Source organism: Pseudanabaena sp. PCC 9330 (assembly GCF_055795045.1).
In genome coordinates, this window is the sequence record NZ_JAYFES010000117.1 from 84,827 (window position 1) to 106,260 (window position 21,434).

The window sequence follows — 21,434 nt, forward strand, 5'->3', positions numbered from 1 at the left end:
CTTTTGACCCAAAATGCTGATTCTATCTGCCACCAATGGCAATAACCTTGACCTCGCTCAGGCCTTTGCTACCCAAGCAACTGTTCAGGGGCTATCCGCTGAGGTGATTGCCCTGCCCGAGCTACACCTAGCCATGTTTGACTCTCTGAATAAAGACCAGGGCGCGGGCGACGGCTTGGTCAAGCTAGAAGAGGCCCTCAAGCGCCACAGCGGTCTGATTGTCTGCGCACCAGAGTACAACGGCTCAATTCCTCCGGTGTTGAGCAATGCCATAGCCTGGCTGTCGGTGAGCACCGCTGACTTTCGGGCGCTGTTCAACACCAGGCCGGTGGTGGTGGCTACCCACAGCGGCGGCGGCGGTCAAAAAGTACTGGTGGCCATGCGCCAGCAGTTTGCCCACCTGGGTTGCACAGTGCTAGGGCGAGAACTGTTGACCACCCCCCAAAAGCCCGCCAACTCCGAGTCGATCGCCGACCTTGTTGCCCAGCTCCATGTGCTTGAAACTTCCTACAAGGGCGTACCGGCGACTGTCTAGACGGGGTTGACCACCGATTGGGCAGGCCCGCCGCAGATCGAGGCTAGGGAGGGTAAAGTTGTGAAGGTGGTTTACACCGCCCATGTTGCGATCTAGCTCTTTTCACTCTGGCTTTGCTGCTACGCCCCTATGACTCTATTCACCCTGCGATCGGCCACTAAAGACTTTGGCATCAAAGAAATTCTCCGCGATGCCAGCTTTAGCCTAGAGGAGGGCGACAAAGTTGGCCTGATTGGCACCAACGGCTCGGGCAAATCGACCATGCTGAAGATGATCGCCGGGCTAGAGCCCTTTGATGGCGGCGACTTTTGGGTCAACCCTGGGGCCAAGATTGTCTACCTGCCCCAGCAGCCCGACTTTGAGGCCGATCGCACCGTGCTAGAGCAAGTGTTTGCCGATGCAGGCGAGCAGATGGCGCTAATTCGCGAGTACGAAGATATCTCCCACCACATGGCCCAGGGCACTGGCGACGCCGATGCCCTGATGGCCAGGCTCTCGACGGTATCTGAAAAAATTGCCGCCGCCGATGCCTGGGACTTAGAAAGCAGTGCCAAAGCCATTCTCAGCCGCCTGGGCATTGACGACTTTGACGCCAGGGTGGGCGATTTGTCGGGGGGATATCGGAAACGGGTGGCGATCGCCGCTGCCCTGCTGGCCGACCCCGACGCCCTGCTAATGGACGAGCCCACCAACCACCTCGACGCCGAATCGGTAGAGTGGCTGCAAAGCTACCTCAGCGGCTTTCGCGGCGCGCTGCTGCTGATCACCCACGATCGCTACTTTCTCGACCAGGTCACCAACCGCATTCTCGAAATTGACCGGGGCGATCTCTACAGCTATGCGGGCAACTACGCCTATTACCTAGAGAAAAAAGCCCTGGCTGAAGCCGCCGACCAGAGCAGCCAAAAGAAACATGCTGGCGTGCTGCGCCGCGAGCTGGAATGGCTGAAGCGTGGTCCCAAGGCCCGCAGCACTAAACAAAAGGCCCGCATCGATCGCATCGGCGACATGCAAAACCGCGAGTTTAAAGAATCCCTCGGCAAGGTGGATATTTCCACCGTCGGTCGCCGCATTGGCAAGAAAGTGATCGAGCTGGAGAATGTCTCCAAAAGCTACGAAAACCGCCTGTTATTCAAAGACTTCACCTACGACTTTGCCCCCGACGACCGCATCGGCATTATCGGCCCCAACGGCGTCGGCAAATCGACCTTAATGAATGTGATCACCGGGCGGCTGGAGCCAGACACCGGCACCGTCGACATTGGTAGCACCATCCATGTGGGCTACTTCGACCAGCACTCCGAAGACCTGTTTGCCAACCCCAGCCAGCGGGTGATCGAATACCTCAAAGAAACCGCCGAACTGGTCACCACCAACGACGGCAGCGTGATCACGGCCTCCCAAATGCTGGAGCGGTTTCTCTTCACCTCAAACCAGCAGTATGCGCCGTTAGAGAAACTTTCTGGTGGTGAGCGACGACGGCTGTTTTTGCTGCGGGTACTACTGGCGGCCCCAAATTTACTCATTCTCGACGAGCCCACCAACGACCTCGACGTACAAACCCTAGGCGTGCTCGAAGAATACCTGGAGGAATTTAACGGCTGCGTGATTGTGGTCTCCCACGATCGCTACTTTCTCGATCGCACCGTCAACACCATCTTTGCCTTCGAGGGCGACGGCATTCTGCGTAACTATCCCGGCAACTACTCGGTGTATTTAGACCACAAGAAGTCGGCCATAGGTGAAGAAAAAGCAGAAGGCAGAAGGCAGAAAGCAGAAGAAAGCCAGAAACCAAAACCAGAAGTCAACGCCTCGGTGGTGAGCCCGCCCGCTGAAGCCAAGCCTAAAAAGATCTCCTACAAAGAAAAGCGTGAATACGAGCAGCTCGAAACCCAAATTCCTGCCATGGAGGCTGAGAAAGAAGCCCTAGAAAAGCAGCTCTATGGCAACCCACCTAGTGACTATAGCGAGGTGGAAAAGCTGTCAAAACGTCTGGGCGAACTCACCGCCACCATTGACTCGTCCACCGAGCGCTGGCTGCAATTGGCTGAGCGTATGGAATAGCCGGATCCTGTAACATTCCTTAGCTTCCCTCCCTGGGATAGAGGTGTAGATCACTGGAGCTTGCCATAGTGATAGTTAAGTTAAATGCTTAACCAAACCCGCTCTATGGCTCAAACTACTTTCGCCTCCAGCAATTCTGTTCAGGCCTACTTGAAAGAAATTGGCCGCATCTCTCGGCTGTCCCGCGACGAGGAAATTTTCCTGGGTAAGCGGGTGCAACAGCTCAATGAGCTCACTGCCCAGCGCGAGACCCTCGCCGAGAGTCTGGGGCAGCCGCCCACATTGGAAGAATGGGCAGCGGCAGCCGATCTATCTCTAGAAGATCTTCAGCAGCAGGTGGAGGCCGGTGAGATGGCCCGCCGTCGCATGGTAGAAGCCAATCTGCGGCTAGTGGTGTCGATCGCCAAAAAATATACTAAGCGCAACCTCGATCTGATGGATCTGGTGCAAGAGGGCACCCTCGGGTTGCAGCGAGGGGTCGAGAAGTTTGACCCCACCAAGGGCTTTCGTTTTTCGACCTACGCCTACTGGTGGATTCGTCAGGCAATTACCCGGGCGATCGCTGAGAAGAGCCGCTCGATTCGCCTACCCATTCACATCTTTGAAAAGCTGAGCAAGATCAAGCGCGCCCAGCGCCAGCTCGCCCAAGATCTGGGCCGCACCGCGACCCTAGAAGAAGTGGCCAACCACCTAGATTTACCCCTGACCCAAGTGCGGCAGTTTTTGGCCCAGTCGCAGCAGCCCATGTCTCTCAACGCCCTGGTGGGCGACAAAGGCGACACCGAGCTGGCCGACATGCTCGAAGACGACCAGGGGCGATCGCCCGAAGACTACGCCACCCAAAACAGCCTCAAGCAAGACATCCTGAGAATTCTCGATCGCCTGACGCCTCAGCAGCGGGAGGTACTGGTGCTAAGGTTTGGCCTCGGCAGCGGCGAGGGGCTATCGCTGTCTAAGGTGGGGCAACAGCTCAACGTCAGCCGCGAGCGAGTGCGCCAGATTGAGCGCGATGCGATTAAAAAGCTCCGCTACGCCCGCCAAGATCTGAGAGCCTATTTGGCTGGGTAGGGGCTTGACACCAAATCCGCCTTGGCTATCCCCGATTCAGCAGGTCAAACAACCGTTTGCCCCTACGATTTGGCCTTTTGGGAATCGGGATTCTGTAAGGCCGATTGGTAGGGGTTGTACAGCATTAACGGATCTGTAAATACTTGGGGCTAGCGGGCTGAGTAGGTGAGCGATCGCCAGGCAAAGTGGGGCAGGGCCATCATCCGCCGCCAGCGCCAGGGCTCTTTATACAGGCGGTAGAGCCACTCCAGGTGGTTATCGCACATCCACCCAGGGGCGCGAGACTTGACCCCCGCCCAGATATCAAAACTGCCCCCGACGCCAATCCAAATGCTGTTGGGACAGAGATGACGGTGGTCGCGAATCCACAGCTCTTGGCGAGGCACACCCATACCTACCAAAATAACGCTGGGCTGGAGCGCCTCTAGATGGCGCAAAAACTCGGGCTGGTCTTCAGGGCCAAGGTAGCCGTGCTGGGTACCCACAATTTTTAGCCCGGTTAGCTGTCGCTGCCAATAGACACCAGCGCGATCGGCCACACCGGGCACACCACCATACATAAAGACTGTTTCTTTGGGCGAAAGGTGCTTGAGCACTGTAGCTGCCAGCTCAATACCTGGAGAGCGCTCAATGCGTTGCCCTTTGCTGCGAAAGTACAGCACCACCCCAGCCCCGTCGGGGATAACCAGTTCGGCATTGACAATGACCTGGCGGAGATCGGGATTTTGGTCAGCTTGCATAGCCATCTCAGCATTGAGCGTGACCACATGGACACCATGCCCCTGGCGGTATTGATCGACCAGCCAGCCCGCATAGTCAGCTCGCCAGTGGACGGGTAGCCCCATCACCTTAAGCACTTCCGGGGTATTTGACCGACCTGTCAACACCATAAAACCCTCTCTGCCTCTCCATGTCTGCTGTGCGCCTAACGACCAGTCTAAACTGTCTAAGACAATGCCCTACTGGCCCGAGGCCTTTGCCTGCGCATTAACCATAGAGACCATACCTTGAAATTGAATGAATGTGTTGCATTTCTCAACATCGAGCTCAAGGCTTTAATGGAGCTCTTCAAGGGCATCTAAAGCCAATCGGGCACGGGCCTGCACAGCCAGGGTTTCATCCTTTTGCAAGACCTGATAGAGAGTGGCGAGAATCTGTGGTTGCTGCTCTCCGGGTTCTACCAGACTGGTCGCTAGGGTCTGTAGCCCGGCTACTGCGGCGTAGCGCACGACCCACTCTGAGTCGGTGGTGGCCCCGGTTAACACGTCTAACACCTCACGCTGACGGGCCGCGACCTGGTCAGTAGGCAGCAGTGCCCAGTCAATCGTACCCAAGCCGCGGGCGGCGGCACGGCGCACACTGAGGGCAAAGTCTCCCTTGGTAGTGTCTAGCAGCACGGGCAGCGCGCGCGGGTCGCCGATCAGCGCCAGGGCACGAATTGCCCAGGCGCGTGCCCCATAGTTATAGCCGTCGATTGCTTCGAGTAGGGTGGGTACGGCGCCACTGCCCAGGGCCACCAGGCCATCTACCGCCGCCACCGCCGCGCCGGGGTTGTTGTAGCCGAGCACGGTGATCAGGGTAGAGATGGCGGCAGCATCTTTAGCGGCGGCCAGATTATTCACGGCCACCACCATTGCACCTTTAGAATCGGCGGCATCAACGGCGTTAATCAGCTCTGCTACGGTTGCGCCCACGCTGAGAGAGTCTCCAGTCCTTGTCAGTGCAGTCAAAAAGTCTTTGGTGTGAGCGGCGATGGAGAATGGTCTTTAACCACCTGGCAACTCCCTATAGCAACCCATCCATCAGGGCTAAAACCTGGCGGGCGTCGTCGCTCAAACCCACGGTAGGAAATTCAGACTGACGCAGGTGTGATTCAATCACACCTTGCAGGGCGATCAGCTTGAGGCTGTTTTCGGCCAGGGTGGCGGCGATCGCCCCCGCCGCAGGCAAGTAGCCGATCGCCCCCAGATCCATCATCGCCGATCGCCGCAGTTGCAGGTTGGGCTCTTGCAGGCGCTGCACCAGGCGATCGCAGTAGGTACCATCCCCCGTGAGCTGGTAGAGGGCGCGGGTGGCGGCGTTTTGCACCTGGGCCACTTCATGATCTAAAAACGGCGCAATCTCTTCAACCATGCCGGTGGCCCCCAGGGTACCCAGGGCTTCCAAAATTGCGTTGTAGGGCTGTACCAGGTGGGGCTTGTCGGGGACGGCGACCGCCGCCGCCAGTCCGCCCTCTAGCAACCCCCGCAGTGCTGGAATCGCCTGGGGATCGCCCAGGGATTCTAGCGCCTGGGCCGCCGCCTCGCGCACGTAGTAGTCGTCACAGTCGAGACATGCGATGAGGGCAGGAACAACTGTGCGATCGCCCAGCTTGCCCAATGCCCGCGCTGCATTGCGCCGCAGCGGATAGCCGCCGTCGGGGGCGCGATCGCCCTCATCTTGTAAGGCCATCACCAGTGCCTCAACTGCCTCAGGCACGGCCACCCGAAAGCGCCCTAGCCACCAAGCCGCATAGTAGCGCAGCCCCGTATCGACAGTCTGGCGCAGATTGGCGATCGCCTGATCGACCGTCAGAGACTCTCCCCCGGCGTTGACTAACTGCGGCGAATGCTGACCCATAGCTCCAGACGTCTCCAGCGTTAGCTCAATAGTCTAGTTAGAAGCCAACGGCTGAATACTGACGATCTTTCCGCCCATACGGCTAATCCGCAGCATTTCTTCGTTCATGCGGCTGTAGGGTACCTTGATGAAGGTGCTACCGCTCTGGCGGATAGGATAGTTATTTTTGTCAGTGGCGTCGTTTTGGCGTAGCCCCTCAACTTCGTAGAGAAAGACACGATTGCTGGCTTGGCTGCCAAGGACATTTTGAGCAAGCATAGGAAACTCTCCTGGTCGTTGCAATAACTCGAATCCAACATTTCATGCCGATGGGCGCAGGCTTAGGGGTGCGCCCATCGGCTATTTAACCTAGAGGCTAGCAGCGGTCACGCTGGTTACTCGGCCACCCTGCTTGTGAATCTGCTGTAGCTTGGCCGACAGCTGTTCGTAGGGCACCAGGTAGGCGGTGTTGATGCGCCGCACCTTGGGGTAGCGGGGCAGGTTGGCCCCAACGACCTCAACCCGGTACACCTTGCCCGCACCAGCACCGTAGGGGGTCGACCCACCTAGGGCTTGGCTGGGGGTAGCCAGTTTGTTGGCCTGAGACGACCAGCCCGCCGCTGCACTGGTGGGGGCAATCACCGAGGAGGAGGTGTTGCGGCCCAGTTCACCGGCTAGGCGAGACTTTTTGCCCCCCGCCTGGGAGGTGTCGCTGGTGGCGTAGCCCCGATACATTTGAAACATGCGGGTAAAACCCACCGAGCGCTGACCCGCCTGGTAGACAAAGCTGCGGTAGTAGGGCACCGTGTTGTCACCAAAGTTGGCCTGGTACTCTTCGCTGTCGATGAACGAGTCTACATCGGCGTCGTAGCCCTGGGTCTCGTAGCGATCGAGGTGCTCAACGACCTCAGACTCGTCGTAGACAGCACGGCCCAGCAAGTGCTTGGTGTGCAGCTCGATCACGCGGGTCTGAAAGTTGCCGTAGAAAAACTTTTCTTTGTATAGCTCAGACTTGGCGACGGCGCGCACAAAATCGCGAACGCTGATGTAGCCATTTTTTAGCAGCGACTCAGCCCCGACCAGCCGCTCAGACTTCATCAGGTAGTCGTTGCCCAGCAGTTGACGATAGACGGCGTTAATCACCACCTCAGCATCGTCAGCGGTCCAGTTGGCGCGTAACTCTACGGGCGACGTTTCGTCATAGGCTGCGGTTCCCAAACGGGATGCAGCTGTTGTAATAGGCACAGGGGTATCCTCCTTATCAAAAGGGTAAGGTCAACCGGGTGAGCGTAGGCTCAACCGATCCACACAGACAATCAACACAGACAATCAACACAGAAAAAAACGACGGAGTGCCTCAGGCTAAATCCACTACACTCAGGTCGGTTGCGAACCGCAGTTCTACCGCCCTGAGCCCAATGGGATAGCCATTACAGCCCTGCCTCAGCAGGACTCAGCACTCCGCCAGAAAGGTATTAAAGCCCTAGCCTAGGCCAGGTCGACTTTGATTACCCGACCGCCGGAGCGGTTAACTTGTTGCAGCTTGCGAGACAGTTGCTCGTAGGGCACCAAAAACTCGGTGCAGGTGCGGCGCACCTGGGGGCTGCCGGGCCGGGCAGCCTGGGTAACCCGCACTCGATAGAGTTTCTCGCGATCGCCCCCAGATCCGCCCACGATGGCAGCTCCAGTAGCCCCGCTACCCACGGGCGAGGAAGAATTTTTGGCAATTTCGGACACCAGCTGCGATCGCACCCCTTGGGCGCGATCGCTGGTACCATAGCCCCGATAGAGCTGAAAGAAGCGGCTAAACCCAACCGTCTTCTGGCCCCGCTGAGTCAGATGACCACGATAGCTGGGCACCACATTGTCCCCAAAATTGTCGCGGTACTCTTGGGAATCAAGGTAGGAATTGATTTCCGCAGCGTAGCCGTAGGTGTTATAAAGATCGGTGTGAAAGGCAATTTCGTCCTGACTATAGGGCGCTCGGCCCAGCAGGTGCTTATAGTTCAGCTCAATAAAGCGATTTTGTGGCCCGCTCAGGAAAAACTTATCCCGATAGAGATCAGAGAGGGCCAAAGCCCGCACAAAATCGCGAACCGAGATCTCTCCCCGCCGCAGCAAAGACTCAGCGCTGGTATTGCGCTCGCTAGCCATAATGTACTGGTTGCCAAAGACCTGACGGTAAGCAGCCCGAATCACTGCTTCCACATCGCCCTCAGTCCAGTTAGGCCGGAGTTCTACCCGCGTTGACTCTTGATAGGGCGAGACGCCAAGGCGTCCCGCTGCAGTCGTAACTGCCATGGTTGCCTCCTTGGGACTATACAGATACAACAATGCCCGGAGTCACAAACAATCGCTAACAAAGTCGCTAACAACTGTCTGCCCCTCCGGGCACAATGCCAAACTAGCTTAGAGCGTTGATGGCATAGTCGATGTAGGAGTTGGCTTCAACAGCGCCGTCGCCAGACAGACCGTGGTTGGCTTTGATGTACTTCAGAGCTTCCACGTACCAGCTAGGAGACAGTTCAAAGGTGCTGTTGATTTCATCCAGACCAGCTACCAGGTACTCATCCATAGGACCAGTGCCGCCAGCGATCAGGCTGTAGGTCACCATCCGCAGGTAGTAGCCGATGTCGCGGGCGCACTTGGCTTTGCCGCGCTCGTCAGCTGCGTAGTTAGGCCCCTGCATTTGGGTGGTGTAGGGGAACTTGTTGTACACGGCTTGGGCAGCACCGCTCACCAGGGAGTCAGCCTTGGTGGTCAGAGCTTTAGCAGCTTCTAGACCAGACTGAGCCTGACGAAAGCGACCGAAAGCAGCTTGCAATTCGGTGCTGCTCAGGAAACGGCCTTGGGAATCGGCTGCTGCAACAGCTTCGGTTAAGGGGGTTTTCATAATTTAAGGTTCTCCTTTGTCTTCACAGCGAATGAACAGATGACAGAGACGCTACGCCCGAGGGCGTAACCCATTAGGACTTAGCGTTAGCCTAGGCAACCGCAGCTGCAGCCAGGTCGAAGTAGCTACCGATTTCGGAAACGAGGGAGCTGCAATCACCAGGGGTGATGTTGTTGGTGTCGTTAACGATAGCGATAGCGGCCGCTTTCATCTTTTCAACGCCAGCAGCTACGGAAGCACCGGGGGTACCCAGAGCAACGTAGGTCTCACGCAGGCCATTCAGGCAGCGATCGTTGAGAACGCTGGAATCGCCGGAGAAGACAGCATAGGTGACGTAGCGCAGGATGATTTCCATGTCGCGCAGGCAGGCAGCCATGCGACGGTTGGTGTAAGCGTTGCCACCGGGAGCGATCAGCTGGGGCTGCTCAGAGAACAGAGCGCGGGCAGCATCAGACACAATCTTGGAAGAGTTGCTGGTGATGCGGTTGACCGCGTCAATGCGCTTGTTGCTGTCGGCAACCATGCGCTGCAGAGCATCAATTTGATCGGTGGAGAGGAAGTCGCCTCGTGCGTCGGCTTGGGAAACAACCTTAGTGAATGCGTCAAACATCGACTCAAATCTCCTAATATTTTTGTCGCTGAGTTTGCTTGAAAGCGGTCAGAAGACCAAGTTAATCATTAGTTACAGCCGGAGCTGCCTAACCAATCTATAGGAAGGATCTTAAAGATCAGCGGGTTCGGTTTTCTCATCTAGTTTACATTTCTTCAAGGTTGTTCAAGCTTCTACATAATCTGCCGAACAGGCCTGAAGCAAATGGTCTATGAAGACAGGAATGAGCCTCTCTGTAAGCGATCTGCAACATTCCTTGAAACCGTTGCCTGAATTGGCTTTCGCTAATTCAATTAACCCTCCAGACATGTTTATACACCGCTGGTGTGTCTTTGTTTTTTACAAGTTATTAAGGGAAAGCACTGACTCTACGGGGGGGCAAGCGAAAGAATTAGCTCCCACTGGGCGGTCTGGGGATTGGGCGGCCAGCGCCAGTCTTCTCAGGCAACTTTACATTGCGTAATATAAATGGGCTCAAAGGTGAAAAAAGGGGGTGCTGCGATCGCGCTACCCCTGCCCATAGAGCCTCACTAGCCCCGGCAGGCTCCTGTCTGTAGCGAAAGTACCTATTCGTCAGTCTAGAGGCTGGGCGCAGCAGAGGCCGCTAGCGGTAAGATCTGATCCGGGGTCTCAATACATCTGTTACCAGGTCGTGCTGGCTTTGGGGCGGCATTGAGGCCACAATTATGAAAACACGAGTGAAAACCCGAGCAACAGAGATCTGCCCCATGGACGTAATGGACTTTTTTCGCCTGAGTGCGGGCCAGTGGAACTCCCAGCGCACCACCCATCACCTGCCCTTTCGCCGTGCTGAGTTGGGTGGTTCGGCCATCTCTGTAGAAGCGCTAGAGGCAGCAGACCCTCGCGTGGTCGAAATCTGCCAGCTTCACGATGTCGACCCCACCCTGGCTGTGGGTGGAGCCTACGTTACCTGGCAGGGAGCCATGGCCTGGGATAAAGAGGATGAAAACCATGAGGGCAGCACTGTGTTTGCCCTTGTACCCGATGCCGACACCCCCCATCAGGGTCAGCTGCTGCGCGAACGAGGCTACGCAGAGATTGTGCCGGTGATTGGGCGCTACGAAATCGATGACGATGGAGGTCTTTTATTGATCACCGAGTACGACACCATGAGCTCGATCGAGCGGTTTTGGTTTGCCAACCCCAACCTGCGCCTGCGTACCAGCGTGGTGAAGCGGTTTGGCGGCTTTAGCACAGCGTCATTTTGCGCTGAGTCGCGTCTGGTTGAGCCCCAGACTGAGACTCAGCCGGAGGAAGCTTTGGCCTCGCTGTCGGCCTTTGGTTGGTAGCCCGACAAACCTATACCCAAGCACCAGGGGTGGAGTTTTGGCCATGGGCCAGAGCGCCACCCCTGGTTTTAAAGACCTGTTTTTAAAGAAACGTGACTGTTTGTTACTCTCCCTGTCGAAATCAGAATGTCTGATCCCTGCTTCTTTTAGGCTTAGCTTTAATCGCTTCTGCCCCCGACATGGGCAACGATTAGAAGTGAAGAAAAGGCTGAAATCTGCTAATTAAACCTTGCCCAAGTTCAGCAGTAGAGTGTCGCCTGTAGAAAACTATGGATCTCGATCTGAACTTGATTCATGGTCAGATTCAGCCGCTGAGGATTCATGCTTTTTTGTTTTCCATATGGAGGAAAAATGGCCATGACTTTGCCGCTACTAGCCTATGCACCCAGGAGTCAAAACCAGCGCGTAGAGGGCTATGAAGTCCCTGGAGACGAGCAATCTGGAATTTTTACCCTAGATCAAGGGTATGCCGTAGAAGATGTTGACGCTCTGATTACTGCCGCCTATCGACAGATTTTTCATGAGCAACAAATGCTGAAGAGCAACCGCCAAACGCTGCTGGAGTCACAGCTTCGCGGGGGGTTGATTTCGGTAAAAGACTTTGTCCGGGGGCTGGTAGTTTCGGATGCTTTTCGCACCTGGAACTATGAGGTGAACAATAACTACCGTTTTGCTGAGCTGTGCGTGCAGCGCCTGCTGGGGCGTCCTATCTACGATGACAAAGAAACTCTGGCCTGGTCGATTGTGCTGGCGACCCAAGGGGTTGAAGGTTTGGTAGACGCCCTGATCGGCAGCGAAGAATATGCCACTAGTTTTGGCGACAATACGGTGCCCTACCAGCGGCGGCGGGTGCTGCCCCAGCGATCGCAGGGAGATTTGCCCTTTGAGCGATCGCCCCGCTACACGGCTGATCATCTGACCACCCTAGAGGCCCTGGGCTACGACTTCTCGCCCGATCGCCGCCTGGCCCAGGCCGACTGGATGGAGATTCCAGATGGCGTGCGCAAAGCCGCTGGAGCCGTCACCGCCGGACTGGCGATCTTCCTTGGGTTGATTGCGATCGCCACCGTGCTCTCCTGGTTTGGCTGGGTTAGTCTGTAGCGTTGCTCGTTGACTGCGCCTGTGACCTGGCCCGCCGATCGCATCGGCGGGCTTTTCATAGTCGATCGAACCCAGTCATAAGAACGTGGTGCGGGGCAACACAGCCGATGCTCTAGACCTCATCGGGCTGGCTGGGCAGATCGGGGGGGAGATGGGCTTCGGTCTCGGGCTTGTCAGCCGGTTGGTCTTTGTCCTTGGCGGTCGATTCGTACAGGTCTGCCAGGCGGTCTTGCATGTCTTGCAGCCAGCTATTGTTCTCGCTGCGAATGGTCTCTTCGGTGTTGACCACCAGTTTTTCAAAGTTGTCAAAGTTTGCTCTTTCAGCATCGGAGAGCGACAGCCACCAGGTGCGAATGTCGTAGAGGGCATCGGCGGCCTGGGTGTAGCCCATGACCGTGGCCTCGATTCGGCGATACTCTAAATAACTGATAAAGGCTGCCGCCAGGGCCGCAGTGACCGCCACCCAGGCCTGAAAGCCGACCGCTGCTAGCAGCGTGCCAAAGCCACCAAAAATGTAGGCACTCGTCTGCACAATTTGATGCTGGCGATCGTAGATTCGGGCTTTGCGGCGGTACCAATCAAACTGATTTTCTAGTCGATACCGAAGGTAGCCCTCAGGGGAAAGGTCAGATAGGCGATCGTCGTGGCCGGGGCTAGCGTTTTTTCCTGCTTCCTCTTCCCTGATGCCTACCAGAAACTCTAGGCAGCGCTCTATCAGACGATTGAACCAGCTAGAAATCGCCTGCCCCCCGCGCAGCAAAATTCCCAGATGCACCTTCATCTGGGGCTGGTTTTCGTAAGGGTATAGCGCTCGCTGCTGCACCGCACTGCCCTCGAGCCGCTTGCTAATCAGCTGAATGCGGTTGGCAAGCTCGGCGTTGCGGTTGGTGCGGTAGTGCTTAACCCGAGTGCGAAAGTAGAAAATCTCCATTTTTAGGGCTTCGGCACTCCCCCGCAGGAGTACCCAACTGTTGCCCCGGCTAAATTTTATGGCATAGGCCCGCAGCGCCGTGATAGTAACGGGGAGGACAATCAGCAGCAGGTTAATACTGCCCAGCAGGTTATGGCGAGGCTGGTTGAGCAACAGGTCAAAGGGCAAGCGTTGCTCAAATAGAGCCGGGGTAGCAATCAATCGGTAGAGCACAATGGGCTGGGCTACCGCCAGCACGACTACCGCAACGGCGAGCAGGGTAATGATGCGCTCTAGGGTAAAAAATCGCTCCTGGGCATTGGTGGCGTTTTGGCTGTAGGCTCGCTGCCGTTCCCAAACGGTATTGAGCAGAGGTATGGGGTCGATGTCAGGCCCTGGCGCAGCCAGGGGTTGATCGGGAGAAGCATCCTGAGGGTCGGGGAGAGTATGGGCCACGGTGAGTCAGGTCAGGGGGTGGAGGTGAAATAAAGCTGCAGGCGATCGCGCATCTCGCCTACTGGGGTAGACATCTTTAAGAGGGCCAGCTTGCCGCCAGGCTGATAGTGGTGAATCAGCGCTAAAACCTCCGGTTCCGCCGCCGTTGAGTCTCCACCCATGGCGGCGGCAATGCTGTCGGCCAACCGACCGCTGCCCGACAGCACCACTGTGGGGCGACCAATGGCTAGATTTTCTTGCAGATCGGTAAAGGCAATTTTGCCGCCGTTGATCAAAACCGTCAATGAGGGGCGATCGGTGGCAATGTGGGCGGCAAACTCTGCCAGCCAGGGCGACTCGCTGCCAAATTTTTCGCCCGGCACCAAAAAGAAGTGAGTGTGGTGGGGCTCTAGGGCATAGCGCGACTCATTGTCTGGGGAGTCCGGCAGACGAGTCTTGGTCTCAGGGGCTACTCCAATCAGAGGGAAATTGCCCCCCACCTGCTGCCTGGCCCGCCCCATCATTTGAATGACTCCGGCATCAGTGCCGCCATCAAGCACGGTCAGACCTAGATCTTGGGCTAGAGGGGCCAACACCTGGTTGAAGATAGTCTGCAATTGCTCTAGACTCTCAGGCGTCATCAGACTGGCTCCACCAATAATCACCAGAGCTGGTCGGGGCGCTGTCAGCCCCATCAGGTTGAGAGCTTGCTGGCTGGTGTTATGCGGCGATAGAGACAGCGCCTTAGCACTGTTCCCATTGTGAAAGCGCAAGTCAATAATGCCGGTAGCAAAGGTGTCTAGCATGCGGTGGCCATGCGGTTCAAGAAGGGAACTGAAAGGATGTCGGCATGGATGCAACCCTAGGAAAAAATGCTAGTTCATGAGCTTGTAACCCAGCCTTAACAGGTTTCAGCTAGAGGGTGTACAGAGTTTTGCTGCCGTAGGTTGGGGGGTGAGGCCCTCTTGCCCAGGCAGTTTAGACAGCTGGCCTACTCTATAAAAGCGGTTATACCTAAAAGGCGGCTGTACCAAATCTAGCTTGGGAGCTGTAGTTGCCCGCAGGCAAGCTACCAATGTTTGACTTTGGTTTGGTTTATTATGCCTCAAGGCTCTAAATTCCTACCAAGCATTATGTAGAGACGCAGTAATTCTCATTTTGACTGTTCAGCTTAGAGAATCTCGCTCAGGCTTCAACCAGCTCAGCCCACGCCCTGCGGGCAGGCAGCGCCAACGACAGGCTCAGGATGAACGGTAAATATCTCAAAATGAGAGTTGCTGATAGCCTTTGCCATTTGGGGGTGGCGATGGCTGAGGCCTTGCAAGGTTACTATACTAATCTGGTTATTTTGTAGTACTGACCTATCCCCCCCCTCCATCTCTCATCTCCTATGACTCCAGAACTAACCCGCTTTGGCGAGGAAATGTCTCACCTGACTGGGGTGCGCGCCATTATGAAAGACATTGCCCAGACGCTGCAGGCGGGGGTGGGGCGGCAGTTTATTAACCTCAGTGCGGGCAACCCGGTAATTTTGCCTGAGATCGAGCAGCTCTGGCGCGACTGTACCCAAGCGCTGTTGGCCAGTTCTGAGTACGGCAATGTAGTCTGTCGCTACGGCACTAGCCAGGGCTACGAGCCTCTCATTGAGGCTATTAAAGATGACTTTAACCAGCGCTACGGGCTGGCGTTGAGCGATCGCCACATTTTGATTACCCCCGGTAGCCAGGCGCTGTATTTTTTGGCGGCCAATGCTTTAGGCGGCTACCACGCCACAGGGCGAATGAAAGATATTGTGCTGCCCCTCAGCCCTGACTACACTGGCTATGGCGGCATTTCTCTCGTACCTAAGGCGGTGCGGGCCTGCCGTCCGGCGATCGATGGGGATGAGCGCGCCCACCGGTTTCGCTATCGGCCCGACTTTAGCCAGCTGAGCATTACCGCTGATACGGGGTTTGTGCTGTTTTCTCGCCCCTGCAACCCGACGGGCAACGTGCTCAGCGGCAGAGATGTGCGCCACATCGCTGACCTAGCTGCTGTTCACAATGTACCGGTACTGGTTGACTCGGCCTACGCGCCCCCTTACCCAGCGCTCAACTTTACCGCCATGGAGCCGGTGTTTGGCGACAACATTGTGCACTGCATGAGTCTGTCAAAGGCGGGGCTACCGGGGGAGCGGCTGGGGGTGGCGATTGGCGATCCGGCCATTATTCAAGTATTAGAGTGTTTTCAGACCAACTTCTGCATTCACTCGTCGCGCTACGGGCAGGCGATCGCGGCCCGAGCCATTGCCTCGGGCGAGCTGGCCCATCTGTCTGAGCAGGTGATTCGCCCCTACTATCAAGATAAGTTTGCCGTGCTCGAAGCGGCTCTCGATCGCGCTCTACCCCAAGATTTGCCCTGGTACTTGCACAACGGTGAGGGAGCCATTTTTGCCTGGCTGTGGTTCGACCATTTGCCGATTACTGACCAAGATCTCTACCAACAGCTCAAGCAGCGGGGGGTTATTGTGGTGCCTGGCAGTCCTTTCTTTCCTGGGCTGCGCGAAGATTGGCCCCACACCCGCCAGTGTCTGCGCCTCAGCTTGACCGCTAGCCCTGGAGAGTTGACCGAGGCGGCCACTCGCCTCGGCGCTTTGGTGAGCGAGATCTACCAGGCCGCGACGGTACCCGCCTGATGACACCGACCACTGCCGACGAATGGGTTGAAATTGGCCGCATTGTCGCCCCCCAGGGGGTGAAGGGTGAGGTGCGCGTGTATCCTAGCAGCGATTTTCCGGAGCGGTTTGTAGACCCAGGGCAGCGCTGGCTCAAGCGCCCCCGTAGCCTCACCCCCGAGCCAGTGGAGCTGGTGCGGGGGCGCTACGTGGAGGGCAAGGGCATTTATGTGGTGCAACTGGCGGGGGTAGACAGCCGCGATCGCGCCGAAGCCCTGCGAGATGCAGTGCTGTTGGTGCCCGCAGGCGATCGCCCCCAGCTTGACCCCGACGAGTTTTATGTGGCCGACCTGCTGGGGCTGCGGGTGATCGTGCAGGCCACGGGCGATGAGATTGGCACGGTGACCGATTTGTTTGAAGCGGGCAACGACCTCTTAGAAGTTACTTACTATCCTCTAAACGCAGAGAATGCAGGCACTGACAAGCCCCATCGGGTGCTGGTGCCCTTTGTCAACGCCATCGTGCCGGTGGTTAATTTAGCTGAGGGATACCTCGAAATTGACCCTCCAGCGGGGCTTTTAACCCCTTAGCTCTTATGGGTTTCTTATCTTTAAACTCTAGTATTTACTCAACGACCATAAATGGAACGACCAACTCGCCCCGGCTATCTCTCGATGGTCGGGGTTTGCTTATGGGCAATAAAATTTCCCTTTAGACGCTTAGAAGTAATGACCTTTTAAACCAATTGTTAAAACCGATCGGCATTTAGAATCGGCATTTAGAACAGAGACGCTATTCTTAGCAAAAAAACCAGCAGAGCGTTTAACCAGCAGGAGACGACCCCATGAAGTGGCAATCGAGTCGGCGGAGCACCAACGTAGACGATCGCCGAGGTATGGGTGTGCCCGGTGGCCCAGCCATTGGTGGTATTGGGGCGTTAATCATGGCCTTGCTAGTGGCGTTTTTGGGCGGCGATCCGTCGGTGGTGCTACAGCCAGGGGTAGCGGTTAGCCCCTACGACAATGCACCTCAGACCTCTCAGGTAGAGCGCGATCGCTCGGCAGATTTTGTCGCAGCGGTGCTGGGAGAGACCGAAGACACCTGGCACGGCATTTTTGCCTCCGAATTTGGTGCCCGCTACCAGGAACCCAACTTGGTGCTCTACTCTGGGGCTACCCAGTCGGCCTGCGGGTTGGGCAAGTCGGCGATGGGGCCGTTTTACTGCCCGGCTGATCAAAAGGTCTATCTCGACACCAGCTTTTTTAACGATTTGGCTGTGCGCCACGGGGCTCCAGGAGAGTTTGCCCAGGCCTATGTGATTGCCCATGAGGTGGGCCATCATGTGCAAAATCTGCTGGGCATTTCGAATCAGGTGCAGCGGGCCCAGCAGCGGGTAGGCCGAGTCGAGGCCAACGATCTGTCGGTGCGTCTAGAGCTTCAGGCCGACTGTTTTGCTGGGGTCTGGGCCCACCGTGCCCAGGTGTCTCGCAACATTCTCGAGGAGGGCGATATCGAGGCTGCCCTCAACGCCGCCAGCCAAATTGGGGACGATCGCCTCCAGATGGAGGCGCAAGGATATGTTACTCCTGACTCCTTTACCCACGGGTCGTCTCAGCAGCGGGCAGAGTGGTTTTATCGCGGTATCGAGACCGGTGACATCAATCAGTGCAACACCTTTGATATGCCCAGGGTTTAAACCCTAAACCTGGCTTTGCCCCTAGCTTTACTTTTATGAATTTCTTATGTTTCTGATCTAAGCTCCGAGAGCAAAAAGCAGCATTGTCCAACCGTAGACTTCGGCACCTAAGGTAGGCAAATTTCGGCTGCCGCGTTATTTTTGGCTGCGCTATTTCAAGCGTCCAGCTTCTATCATCCATTTTTTGAATTCTGAAAATTCTGAAATATTTTGGTGCCTGCTTATGTCCAAACGCTACAGCGCAAATGCTCACAGCAGCCCCTGGAGGCGATCGAGCTTCTGGCTGGCCACCGCGCCCCTAGTAGTCACAGCTACCCTATGGTTTGAGCGAGATGGTGCCCTGCTGGCCCAGGTGCCCGCTGCTTTGGAAGGGGTTGAGCTGCCCGCCTCCCTCGAACCCGGTAGCCGCCTGAATATTGAAAGTTCAGAGGCCATGCGCCTGGTGAATGAGGCGCTGCGATCGCGCTTTTCGAGCCAGTACAGCGATGCTGAGGTGGTGGTTGACTACGACAGCGCCAACAACGCCATTCAGGCGCTGATCGACGGCGACACCGACTTGGCCGCCCTCGGGCGCAGCCTCACCGACGCAGAACTCAGTGAAGGGCTACAGGAAGTGCCCGTGTCGCGCCGCAAAATTGCCATCCTGGTCAGCCCCGCCAATTCCTTTGCCGGCAGCCTCACCGTTGAGCAGTTTGCCCAAATTTTTCGCGGCGAAATCACCAACTGGTCTGAGGTGGGTGGTCAAGACGCCCCCATCGTGCTGGTTGACCACCCCGAAGACAGCGACACTCGCCAGGCCTTTCGCAGCTATCCTGTCTTCCAGGAAGCCCCATTTGAAGCCGTATCTAGTGCTGTGACCCTGCCTGAGGCCAGCATTGACGAGATTGCCGACAGCCTCGACGAAAACAGCATTAGCTACATCATTGCAGAGCAGGCCATCAACAACCCAGCAGTCAAGATCGTGCCCATGCACGACACCCTGCCCGACGACCAGCGTTACCCCTTTTCTCAGCCCCTCACCTACGCCTACAATCCGCAGACGGCCAGCCCAGCGACCCTGGCCTTTTTGGGCTTGGCGGTCAACCCCAACAGCGAGGCGCTGATCGAAGCGGCTCGGGCCGCAGCCACGGCTGAGTCGGCGACAGAGCCTGAACCCGTAGCCACAGCTACCCCAGAGGCCACTCCAGAGACTACTCCAGAAACCACTCTCGAACAGGCCGAACCTGTTCCCGCGCCAGCTCCAGCCCGTAGGCTGCCCTGGTGGCCCTGGCTGCTGGCCCTGCCAGTCCTGGGCGGTCTGCTCTGGTGGCTGCTAAAAGATCGTGCCCCGGTGGCGACTCCCCTGGCGGCGGCTCCCCTGGGGGCAGATCCCGATCGCCGCATTATTCTCACTCCCCGCAACTGCCGCGACGCCTACGCCTACTGGGAACTGCCCGAGGCCGAAGTGCAGGCTCTGCGCGATCAAAATCTTTCCCTAGCGCTGAAGCTGCACGATGTGACCGATATTGCCGATGTCGATCGCCAAGCGCCCCACAGCACCCACCAGTTTGGCTGCGATACCGTGGCCGTGGGCGATCGCCACCTGCCCATAGGCGTCGACGATCGCGACTATCTAGTTGAGCTGGGCTATGTGGGCAACGATAGCGACTGGCACGCCCTGGTGCGATCGACCCACGTGCGAGTGCCCGCCTGCCCCAGCACCGTGCCCCCTGCCGCCCCTGGCATTGGTGCTGCGGCCGCCGCTGCTGCTGGCCTAGGCGCGGCAGGTCTAGGAGCGGCAGGTCTAGGTGCCGCCGCCATGGCCCGCCCCGCTGAGACCGCCGCCCCGACACGGGTCATTCTCGCTCCCCGCGACTGCAAAAATGCCTACGTCTACTGGGAGCTGCCCCAGAGTACCGTAGACGACCTCAAGACTGGGGCGCGCGCCCTTAAGGCCCGGCTCTACGACGTGACGGAGCTGCCCGGCAACGGCCATGGTCTCAATAGTCTGCAAGAGTTTAACGCTCCTCTTGAGACCCCTGGCGATCTGCATCTGCCCGTCGCCGTTGACGATCGCGACTACCTAGTTGAGATCGGCTATGTCGACAGCAATTATCAGTGGCAGGCCCTAGCCAAGTCTCAGTCAGTGCGGGTACCGGCCTGTCCGTTGGGTGGAGCGGACACCGTACAGGCTAAAGCTGCCGCTCTGGCCACTGGCGTCACCACGCTGACCGGCACGGCTGTGACAGCTGCTGCCGCCGCCGCTGGGGGTGGCGCAGTAACCGGCCTTTGGGATCGCACTGGTGAAGCCGTCGTCGCTGAAACGCAGGCGGCTGGGGTGGGCCTACGGTCTGACATGGGGGCTGAGAGCAAGATCATTCTGGTGCCCCGAGGGGCCGACGCTGCCTATGCCTATTGGGAAACAGCCCCCATTCACCGGACGGCGCTGATCGAAGAAGGCGGCAAAGCTTTGGCCCTGCGCATTCACGACGCGACCAACCTGGAGCTAGATTACCAGCCTCCCCACGCTACCCAGGAGTACATTCTGCAATCTGATGACACCGATCGCCACGTGCCCATTCTCACCCCCGATCGCGACTACGTGGCGGAGCTGGGCTATCTCACCGACGATGGTCAGTGGCTCCAGCTGGTGCGATCGCTCCATGTGCGCGTACCCGCTGCCTAGTCTGCGTCAAGCGGCTTTTGAAAGCCTTTTTGCAGCCTGTCCCACTGGGTTTTTATCTCAATTTTTCCCCGCAATAAGGAACAACTATGTCTCTTTTCTTTGACGTTCTGAGCTCGATCAATAACCCCAATCAGCAGGGTAGCGTTGACCAACTCAGCTCAGTAATGAGCTCTGTACAGCAGCTAGCCGGTAGCCAGGGCATGAACAGCGACCAAATGGGCTCGCTATTAAACGCTCTGGGCGGTGCCCTACAGCCTACCCTCAAGCAGCAGGCCTCGACCATGGGCACCAACCAGCTCGACGGTATGTTGAGCAAACTGGGCGGCGCGGGGGGCGTTGCCGCTTTAGCGTCGGCGATTCCGCCCCAGATGCAGCAGCAGCTGATTCAGGCGGTGGCCCAAAAAAGCGGCATGGACGCGGGCATGGTGCAAACCCTACTGCCCCAGCTGCTGCCCGTCGTGCTGGGGCTGCTGGGTATGGGTGCCGCTAAACCCGGTGCTGCCAGCGGCGGTAACGCTCTGCTCAATGCCTTTCTCAACTCCGGCAGCTCCAACACTAGCGACCTGGGCACGGTGATGAAGTTTGCCGGTCGCTTTCTCAACCCACCGCAGTAAGACATTCCCGGATGGCCCGTTTGGGCGATCGCACCCATCAGCTACAACCTCTCTTGAGCGCTGCCCACGGGCAGCGCTTTTTGTCTTTGGACGCTTTTTATTTTGGGACTTGAATACGCAACGGCTGGCGACAGCAGCCCGCCAGGTTAATTTCCCAGGCGACTGCTTAGCTCTAACCATGGCTGATACCAAATCCGAGTCCCATAACCCCGATTCCCCAGAGGCCGAACCGTAGGGGCAAACGGTTGTTTGCCCTGCTGAATCGGGGGCAGCCAAGGAGGA

Annotated in this window: 20 protein-coding genes; 10 read left to right on the forward strand and 10 right to left on the reverse strand. The window is 57.3% G+C overall.

Features of this window, described 5'->3' with window-relative positions:
* Positions 1-13 precede the first annotated feature (13 nt).
* From AC0QKW_RS22575 to AC0QKW_RS22585, 3 genes are all read left to right on the forward strand, one after another.
* Positions 14-535, forward strand: coding sequence for an NADPH-dependent FMN reductase (locus AC0QKW_RS22575; protein ID WP_473153361.1), 522 nt, complete (start codon positions 14-16; stop codon positions 533-535).
* 129 nt (positions 536-664) lie between these two features.
* Positions 665-2,599, forward strand: a complete 1,935-nt coding sequence (locus AC0QKW_RS22580; protein WP_473153362.1) for an ABC-F family ATP-binding cassette domain-containing protein — start codon at positions 665-667, stop codon at positions 2,597-2,599.
* A gap of 105 nt (positions 2,600-2,704) precedes the next feature.
* Positions 2,705-3,667: an RNA polymerase sigma factor, RpoD/SigA family gene (locus AC0QKW_RS22585; RefSeq protein ID WP_473153363.1), complete on the forward strand. Its 963-nt coding sequence runs from the start codon at positions 2,705-2,707 to the stop codon at positions 3,665-3,667.
* A gap of 149 nt (positions 3,668-3,816) precedes the next feature.
* On the opposite strand, the gene AC0QKW_RS22590 is transcribed toward AC0QKW_RS22585, so the two are convergent.
* The 8 genes from AC0QKW_RS22590 to AC0QKW_RS22625 form a co-directional block, all read right to left on the reverse strand.
* Entirely contained in the window at positions 3,817-4,557 is a 741-nt protein-coding gene (locus AC0QKW_RS22590) for a WecB/TagA/CpsF family glycosyltransferase (RefSeq protein ID WP_473153364.1), read from the reverse strand.
* A gap of 165 nt (positions 4,558-4,722) precedes the next feature.
* Positions 4,723-5,361: a HEAT repeat domain-containing protein gene (locus tag AC0QKW_RS22595; RefSeq protein ID WP_473153365.1), complete on the reverse strand. Its 639-nt coding sequence runs from the start codon at positions 5,359-5,361 to the stop codon at positions 4,723-4,725.
* Positions 5,362-5,452: 91 nt separating this feature from the next.
* On the reverse strand, positions 5,453-6,286 hold the full coding sequence (locus AC0QKW_RS22600) for a HEAT repeat domain-containing protein (RefSeq protein WP_473153366.1): 834 nt from the start codon (positions 6,284-6,286) through the stop codon (positions 5,453-5,455).
* Positions 6,287-6,319: 33 nt separating this feature from the next.
* Entirely contained in the window at positions 6,320-6,544 is a 225-nt protein-coding gene (locus tag AC0QKW_RS22605; protein ID WP_473153367.1) for a phycobilisome linker polypeptide, read from the reverse strand.
* Between the two features lie 90 nt (positions 6,545-6,634).
* Positions 6,635-7,510, reverse strand: coding sequence for a phycobilisome rod-core linker polypeptide (locus AC0QKW_RS22610; protein ID WP_473153368.1), 876 nt, complete (start codon positions 7,508-7,510; stop codon positions 6,635-6,637).
* A 243-nt stretch (positions 7,511-7,753) separates the two neighbouring features.
* A complete protein-coding gene (locus AC0QKW_RS22615) occupies positions 7,754-8,566 on the reverse strand; it encodes a phycobilisome rod-core linker polypeptide (protein ID WP_473153369.1) in 813 nt (270 codons plus the stop codon).
* Positions 8,567-8,669: 103 nt separating this feature from the next.
* The gene (gene cpcA, locus AC0QKW_RS22620) at positions 8,670-9,158 is read right to left on the reverse strand and encodes a phycocyanin subunit alpha (RefSeq protein ID WP_473153370.1); all 489 of its coding nucleotides are present in this window, start codon (positions 9,156-9,158) and stop codon (positions 8,670-8,672) included.
* Positions 9,159-9,249: 91 nt separating this feature from the next.
* On the reverse strand, positions 9,250-9,768 hold the full coding sequence (locus tag AC0QKW_RS22625; protein WP_473153371.1) for a phycocyanin subunit beta: 519 nt from the start codon (positions 9,766-9,768) through the stop codon (positions 9,250-9,252).
* A gap of 728 nt (positions 9,769-10,496) precedes the next feature.
* Here AC0QKW_RS22625 and AC0QKW_RS22630 point away from each other — a divergent pair.
* Both AC0QKW_RS22630 and AC0QKW_RS22635 read left to right on the forward strand, forming a co-directional pair.
* On the forward strand, positions 10,497-11,078 hold the full coding sequence (locus AC0QKW_RS22630) for a phycobiliprotein lyase (protein ID WP_473153660.1): 582 nt from the start codon (positions 10,497-10,499) through the stop codon (positions 11,076-11,078).
* Between the two features lie 357 nt (positions 11,079-11,435).
* On the forward strand, positions 11,436-12,179 hold the full coding sequence (locus tag AC0QKW_RS22635) for a phycobilisome rod-core linker polypeptide (protein ID WP_473153372.1): 744 nt from the start codon (positions 11,436-11,438) through the stop codon (positions 12,177-12,179).
* Between the two features lie 112 nt (positions 12,180-12,291).
* Here the strand turns inward: AC0QKW_RS22635 and AC0QKW_RS22640 are convergent, their stop codons facing one another.
* Together AC0QKW_RS22640 and AC0QKW_RS22645 are read right to left on the reverse strand one after the other, a co-directional pair.
* A complete protein-coding gene (locus AC0QKW_RS22640) occupies positions 12,292-13,545 on the reverse strand; it encodes a DUF4231 domain-containing protein (RefSeq protein WP_473153373.1) in 1,254 nt (417 codons plus the stop codon).
* Positions 13,546-13,556: 11 nt separating this feature from the next.
* Complete coding sequence (locus AC0QKW_RS22645; RefSeq protein ID WP_473153374.1) at positions 13,557-14,330, reverse strand: hypothetical protein; 774 nt, start codon at positions 14,328-14,330, stop codon at positions 13,557-13,559.
* A 584-nt stretch (positions 14,331-14,914) separates the two neighbouring features.
* Here AC0QKW_RS22645 and AC0QKW_RS22650 point away from each other — a divergent pair.
* From AC0QKW_RS22650 to AC0QKW_RS22670, 5 genes are all read left to right on the forward strand, one after another.
* Positions 14,915-16,198 carry a valine--pyruvate transaminase gene (locus AC0QKW_RS22650; RefSeq protein WP_473153375.1) on the forward strand — a complete coding sequence of 428 codons (1,284 nt, stop codon included), beginning with the start codon at positions 14,915-14,917 and terminating at the stop codon, positions 16,196-16,198.
* Complete coding sequence (gene rimM, locus AC0QKW_RS22655; protein WP_473153376.1) at positions 16,198-16,767, forward strand: ribosome maturation factor RimM; 570 nt, start codon at positions 16,198-16,200, stop codon at positions 16,765-16,767. The genes AC0QKW_RS22650 and rimM overlap by 1 nt, the downstream gene beginning before the upstream one ends.
* 254 nt (positions 16,768-17,021) lie before the next feature.
* The gene (gene ypfJ / locus AC0QKW_RS22660) at positions 17,022-17,873 is read left to right on the forward strand and encodes a KPN_02809 family neutral zinc metallopeptidase (protein ID WP_473153377.1); all 852 of its coding nucleotides are present in this window, start codon (positions 17,022-17,024) and stop codon (positions 17,871-17,873) included.
* Positions 17,874-18,096: 223 nt separating this feature from the next.
* On the forward strand, positions 18,097-20,538 hold the full coding sequence (locus AC0QKW_RS22665; RefSeq protein WP_473153378.1) for a DUF4912 domain-containing protein: 2,442 nt from the start codon (positions 18,097-18,099) through the stop codon (positions 20,536-20,538).
* A gap of 86 nt (positions 20,539-20,624) precedes the next feature.
* Positions 20,625-21,152: a DUF937 domain-containing protein gene (locus AC0QKW_RS22670; RefSeq protein ID WP_473153379.1), complete on the forward strand. Its 528-nt coding sequence runs from the start codon at positions 20,625-20,627 to the stop codon at positions 21,150-21,152.
* Positions 21,153-21,434 lie beyond the last annotated feature (282 nt).